The organism is Agromyces sp. P1_H4, assembly GCF_056405255.1.
Window position 1 is genome coordinate 1 of record NZ_JBFUCL010000228.1, and the last position, 6,108, is coordinate 6,108.

Here is a 6,108-nt window from a genome sequence, read left to right on the forward strand (position 1 = left end):
GGCTACGGCGGCGCGGTGTCGTCGGTCGACGCCGAGGCCAGCCGCATCGGGCTCGAGGTGCTGCGCGACGGCGGCAATGCGGCGGATGCCGCGATCGCCACGGCGGCCGCCCTCGGTGTCACCGAGCCGTACAGCTCGGGCATCGGCGGCGGCGGGTACTTCGTGTACTTCGACGCCGCGAGCGGCGAGGTCACCACGATCGACGGACGCGAGACCGCGCCCGCGGCCATGCCGAGCGACGCGTTCATCGTGCCCGGCAGCATCTCTGCGACGGCGCCGTACGGGGTGGCGTATCCGTTCGCCGACCTGGTGTCGTCGGGCGTCTCCGTCGGCGTGCCCGGCAGCCTCGCGACCTGGGAGACGGCGCTCGACCGGTTCGGCACCGAGTCGCTGCGCGACATCCTGAAGCCGGCGACCCTGCTCGCCACGAGGGGCTTCACCGTCGACCAGACCTTCCGCCAGCAGACGCTCGACAACCAGGCTCGGTTCGGGGCGTTCCCGGCGACGGCCGAGGTGTTCCTCCCCGGCGGCGAGGCCCCCGAGGTCGGCTCGGTCTTCAAGAACCTCGACCTCGCCGCGACGCTCCGCGAGATCGGCAAGCGCGGCACCGACCTGTTCTACGACGGGCCGATCGCCGACGAGATCGCCGCCGTCGTGCAGGACCCGCAGACGAGCCCCGACACGACGCTGCCCGCCTTCCCGGGCTACCTGACCGCCGACGACCTGGCGGGCTACGACGTGGTCGTGCAGGACCCGACGCACGTCGAGTACCGCGGCCTCGACGTCTACGGCATGGCGCCCTCGTCGTCGGGCGGCACCACCGTCGGCGAGTCGCTGAACATCCTCGAGAACCACGAGCTCTCGCCCGCGAACATCGGCCAGAGCCTGCACCTCTACTTCGAGGCCACCGCGCACGCGTTCGCCGACCGCAACGCCTACGTCGGCGACCCGGCCTTCGTCGACGTGCCGACCGAGACCCTGCTCAGCCAGGAGTTCGCCGACGCGCGCGACTGCACGATCGACCCCGACTTCGCCTCGCTCCGGCCCGTGCCGGCGGGGGCGCTGGATGCCGCGGGCTGCGACGCCGTGGCGTTCGACGAGCCCGTCGACACCGAGAACGTGTCGACCACGCACCTCTCGGTCGTCGACCGCTGGGGCAACGCGGCTTCGTACACGCTCACCATCGAGCAGACGGGCGGGTCGGGCATGGTCGTTCCCGGACGCGGGTTCCTGCTCAACAACGAGCTGACGGACTTCAGCGCGGTGCCGAACCCCACCGACCCGAACATCATCGAGCCGGGCAAGCGCCCGCGCTCGTCGATGTCGCCGACGATCGTGCTCGACGACGGCGACGTGAAGTTCGTCGTCGGCTCGCCCGGCGGCGCCACGATCATCACCACGGTCACCCAGATCCTCATGAACCGCATCGACCTCGGGATGACGCTGCCCGAGGCCGTGGCGGCACCGCGCGCGTCACAGCGCAACTCGGCGGCCCCGACGCCGGCCGAGGACGCGTTCATCGCCGCCTACGCGGACGACCTCGCGCCGTTCGGCCAGGCCCTCGCGCCCGTGCAGGGCACGGCCACGAGTCCGCTCTCGAAGGAGATCGGCGCCGCGGCCGCGATCGAGGTGGATCCCGCGACGGGCCTCATGACCGCGGTCGCCGAGCCCGTGCGCCGTGGCGGCGGCACGGGCCTGGTGGTGAAGCCGGCCGGCTGACGCCGCGGGTCGACGCCGGGGGGTCACGCCCGGGTGTCGGCGTCCGCACGGCGGGAGGAGATTCGCCCGGGCGGAGGTGGGATTCGCCGCCCGGCGCCTCCTCGGGTGCGAATCTCCTCCGGCCGCGTCAGCGCGCCCGCAGCCGCGGCGCCAGGTCGCGCTCGAACAGCTCGAGGAACCGGCGCTGGTCGGCACCCGGCGCGTGGAACACGAGGTGGTTGAAGCCCCAGTCGATGTACTGCCCGACCTGCGCCACGACCTCGTCGGGGTCGGTGCCCACGATCCAGCGCTTCGCGATCTCCTCGATCGGCAGGGCGTCGGCGGCGCGCTCCATCTCGACGGGGTCGGTGATGTCGTGCTTCTGCTCCTTCGAGAGCGACAGCGGCGACCAGAACCGCGTGTTCTCGAGCGCGGCCTCCTCGGTCTCCTCGTACGACAGCTTGATCTCGATCATGCGGTCGAGGTCGTCGAACGAGCGGCCGGATGCCTCCACGCCCTCCTTCACGGCGGGCAGCAGCTGGTCGACGTAGAGCTCGGCCCCCTTGCCCGACGTGCAGATGAACCCGTCGCCCGCGCGGCCGGCGTACTTCGCGACCGTCGGACCGCCCGCGGCGATGTAGATCGGCACGCCGCCCTCGGGTCGGTCGTAGATCGAGGCATCATGCGTGGAGTAGTACTCGCCCTCGAAGCTGACCTGGTCGTCGCCCGTCCAGAGCGCCCGCATGAGCCGCACCGACTCGCGCAGGCGCGCGAACCGCTCCTTGAACTCGGGCCAGTCCTGCTCGCCCGCCCCGCGGAAGCCGGTGGCGATCTCGTTGAGCGCCTCGCCCGTGCCGAACCCGGCGATGATGCGGTCGGGGTAGAGCACGCCGAGCGAGGCGAACGCCTGCGCGAGCACGGCCGGGTTGTAGCGGAACGTCGGCGTCATCACGCTCGTGCCGATGCGCACGGTCGACGTGCGCTCTCCCACCGCGGCCATCCACGCGAGCGAGAACGGCGCGTGCCCGCCGGTGTGCCGCCACGGTTGGAAGTGGTCGCTCGTCCATACCGACTCCATGCCGTGCCCCTCGGCCGCGACGGCGATCTCGACGAGCTCGCGCGGGGCGAACTGCTCCGCCGAGGCCTTGTATCCGAGTGTGAGCGTCATGCTGTTCCCTTCCGATCGGCGAGCCGGGCCACGGCTTCGGCGGTGTGGTCGCCGACTCCATGGTGCAGCACGATTTCGAGGCCGTCGACCGTGTCGACGTCGCGGGTGAGGCCCGGCAGGTCGGATGCCGCGAGCTCGACGAACCCGGCGGCCACGTGCCGGGCGGCCGAATCGGGCCCGAACCGCGGCTCGAACGCCACCCCGTCGGACGCGGTCGCGAGCGTCGAGCCCGTGCCGTCGGCGTCGCGCACGAAGGCGAGCGGATGCCGCGCCGCGGCCTCGAGCGCGCGGTCGAGCTCCTCGGGATGCAGCCCGGGCAGGTCCCCGAGCAGCACGGCCACGGCGACGGGCGCCTCGGCGCGGGCCACGTCGACCCCCTGCGCGATGGCGGCGAGCAGCCCACGGCCGCCGCCCGCGGCATCCGAAGCACCCGCGCCCTCACGCACGAACTCGGCACCTGCGACACGGGCGAGCTCGGGGTCGACCCCGACGACGATCACCCGCGCGACCGACGGGGTGGCGACTGCCGCCGCGATCGTGTCGAGCGCGAACGCCCGCGCGAGCACTGCACGCGCGTCGTCGTCGACCGCGGGGCCGAGCCGGCTCTTGGCCGCCGGCGCCCCCTTCACGGGGATCACCACCGTCCACCTCATCGCGCGCCCGCCCGCGGCATCCGGAGCGCCCTCATGCGCGCAGCCCGGGCAGCACGTCGCGGCCGAACACCTCGAGGAACTCGGCCTGGTTGCGGCCCACGTTGTGCAGGTAGATGCGGTCGAAGCCGAGGTCGAGCAGGCGTTGGATGTCGGCGCGGTGCACGTCGGGATCGGCCGAGACGACCATGCGCCCGGAGAAGTCCTCGGGGCGCACGGTGCGCGCGAGCTGGTCGAACTCGTAGGGCGAGCGGATGTCGCTGCGCGGGAACCGCATGCCGCCGTTCGGCCACTCGACGAGCGCGTTGCGCATGGCCTGCTCGTCGGTCGGCGCCCACGACAGGTGCAGCTGCAGCACCTTCGACATGGTCGCGGCGTTGCGGCCGGCCTCGCGGGCGCCCTCGGCGAAGCGCTGCAGCAGCGGTGCGAGCCGGTCGGTCGGCGCGCCGGTGGTGATGAACCCGTCGACGCTGCGGCCCGCACGGCGGGCGGTCACGGGTCCGGATGCCGCGACGAGGATCTCTGGGGCGACCTCGGGCATGGTCCACAGGCGGGTCGACTCGAGCTTGAAGTGGGGGCCGGCGTGGCGCACGTCGCGGCCGGCGAGGGAGCCGGCGAAGAGCCGGCGGATGACGTCGACGGCCTCGAACATGCGGTTGATGCGCTCGGGCGCCTCGGGCCAGTACTGGCCGACGACATGCTCGTTGATGGCCTCGCCCGAGCCGATGCCCAGCCAGTGGCGGCCGGGATAGAGGGCCCCGAGCGTCGCGCTCGCCTGGGCGACGACGGCCGGATGCATCCGGAACGTCGGGGTCGTCACGCCCGGGCCGAGGTCGCCCGTGGTGCGCTCGCCGATCGCGGCGAGCACGCTCCACACGAATGACGACTCGCCCTGCGCCGGCACCCACGGCTGGAAGTGGTCGGTCGCCATGACCCCCCGGAAGCCGTGCGACTCGGCGAGCGCGGCCAGCGCCACCGCCTCGGCGGGCGGGAACCGCTCGAGCATCGCGGCGTAGCCGATGTGCGCAGACACCCCACCATCCTCCCCCGTCGGGAGGCGGGTGTCATTCCGAGGCGAGCGGACCCTCGGCCTGCGACTCGTCGAACCCGTCGCGGTAGCCGTCGTTGTACGCCTCGTCGGCGCCCACCCGGAACAGGTCGCGCTCCGCAGGGCGGATGATGCTGCGTGCGCCCGGCAGGTCGAGCGGGCCGACGTACCGTCCGAGCCCGCGCACCACCGCGACCGGCACGCCCGACGACTTGCCCTTCACGAGCTCGGCGGCGCCGGCGATCTCGTCGGCCACGCACGGCATGGTGACGGCGAGCGGCTTGCCCGCGGCATCCGCGGACCCCCGCAGGTCCTCGAAGACGTGCACGCCCGCGGCGCCGATGGCGATGTCGGTCTGCCCCTCGCGCCAGGGGCGCCCGAGCGTGTCGGACAGGATCACGCCGACCGCGGCGCCGGTGAGCGCACGGATGCCGGTGGCGAGCGCCCGCGCGGAGCCGTCGGGGTCGACCGGGAGGAGCAGCACCGTGCCGTGCGGCGCGTTCGACGCGTCGACACCCGCGGCCGCCCCGACGATGCCCTGGCGGTTCTCGACGATGCGGGTCACGCCGCCGTCGTAGGCGCGGGTCGCGACGACCCGCACCGTCTCGGCCGTGATCGCGGCCTCGCGGTCGGCGGCCTCGACGATGCGCCCCTCGGACTTCGACACGATCTTCGAGGTGACGACGAGGATGTCGCCGTCGCCGAGCTCCACCGCACCCGCGATGAGCGCGGCCAGGTCGTCGCCGCGCTGCACCTCCGGCAGGCCCTCGATGCCCTCGACGCTGAATCCCACGGCCATACGGCTGCCCCGTCCCACTCGATCGCCTGCGTTCACGCGCGGGTCGCCCGCACGTGCCCGCGCGTTCCCCGCACCCGATCCTTGCAGCATCCGGCGCCCGGCTGCCAGAATTCGGCCAGCGGAGCGACGGGCGAACGCGGGTCGGGGGAGCGCATGACCGAGGCAGTGCAGCCGTACGCGGCATCCGCACCGGCGAAGCGGCCCGTGGTCATGTGGGACCTGGTGCTCACCATCGTGCTGCTCGTCGTCATGATCGGCGCGGCGCTGCTCGCGTCGTTCTTCGCGGTGTTCCTCGCGTTCGCGGGCGACTCGTGCGGGGCCAGCACGGTGTGCGACTACGACCGCATGGGCACCGGCATGGTCATCGCGCTGATCGGCCCGCTCGTGGTCGGCCTCCTCGCCCTCATCGCCGCGGTCATCGTGCTCGTGCTGCGGCGCCTCGCGTTCTGGATCCCGATCGTCGGCATCGTGCTCATCGCCGCGGTCTTCTTCGGCGGCGCCGCCCTCACGATCTCGGGGGTCGAGGGCGCGACGTTCTAGGGCTGTGCCGACGCGCGGCGCAAGGGCTTGTCCGCCGCCGGGCCGGCGTGGCTACCATCGAGCATGAACGCGCGACACGYCGGACCGCCCGTCTCCGACGCACTCGGCCGCGTCGACGACGCCCCGTCGCCCGACGGCACTGACCCTGCCACCCGATCCGCGAGCCCGGCCGCCAGCCGCCCGGCGTACGACGAGGACGTCGCGC

Annotated in this window: 6 protein-coding genes; 2 read left to right on the top strand and 4 right to left on the bottom strand. The window is 73.2% G+C overall.

Features of this window, described 5'->3' with window-relative positions; translation table 11 throughout:
* Positions 1 to 1,719 (top strand): gamma-glutamyltransferase (ggt, locus tag AC1DY2_RS13520; protein WP_476762905.1); only part of this gene is annotated, 1,719 nt, incomplete at its 5' end.
* A 127-nt stretch (positions 1,720 to 1,846) separates the two neighbouring features.
* Here the strand turns inward: ggt and fgd are convergent.
* From fgd to cofE, 4 genes are read right to left on the bottom strand one after another with little or no spacing between them, the layout of a single operon-like run.
* Entirely contained in the window at positions 1,847 to 2,866 is a 1,020-nt protein-coding gene (gene fgd, locus AC1DY2_RS13525) for a glucose-6-phosphate dehydrogenase (coenzyme-F420) (protein ID WP_476762906.1), read from the bottom strand.
* Positions 2,863 to 3,504 (bottom strand): 2-phospho-L-lactate guanylyltransferase, encoded by a 642-nt coding sequence (gene cofC, locus AC1DY2_RS13530; RefSeq protein WP_476762907.1) that lies wholly within the window; start codon positions 3,502 to 3,504, stop codon positions 2,863 to 2,865. Before cofC ends, fgd begins: the two co-directional genes overlap by 4 nt.
* A gap of 46 nt (positions 3,505 to 3,550) precedes the next feature.
* Positions 3,551 to 4,549: a TIGR03557 family F420-dependent LLM class oxidoreductase gene (locus tag AC1DY2_RS13535; protein ID WP_476762908.1), complete on the bottom strand. Its 999-nt coding sequence runs from the start codon at positions 4,547 to 4,549 to the stop codon at positions 3,551 to 3,553.
* A gap of 31 nt (positions 4,550 to 4,580) precedes the next feature.
* The gene (gene cofE, locus AC1DY2_RS13540; protein ID WP_476762909.1) at positions 4,581 to 5,363 is read right to left on the bottom strand and encodes a coenzyme F420-0:L-glutamate ligase; all 783 of its coding nucleotides are present in this window, start codon (positions 5,361 to 5,363) and stop codon (positions 4,581 to 4,583) included.
* A gap of 21 nt (positions 5,364 to 5,384) precedes the next feature.
* Between cofE and AC1DY2_RS13545 the strand changes: the two genes are divergently transcribed.
* Positions 5,385 to 5,903 (top strand): DUF6264 family protein, encoded by a 519-nt coding sequence (locus tag AC1DY2_RS13545; protein ID WP_476762910.1) that lies wholly within the window; start codon positions 5,385 to 5,387, stop codon positions 5,901 to 5,903.
* Positions 5,904 to 6,108 lie beyond the last annotated feature (205 nt).

What these genes read in the sequence shown, in the direction of transcription:
- cofE (WP_476762909.1), bottom strand. Translation starts at nt 5,363, where the DNA reads ATGGCCGTGGGATTCAGCGTCGAGGGCATCGAGGGCCTGCCGGAGGTG.
- fgd (WP_476762906.1), bottom strand. Translation starts at nt 2,866, where the DNA reads ATGACGCTCACACTCGGATACAAGGCCTCGGCGGAGCAGTTCGCCCCG.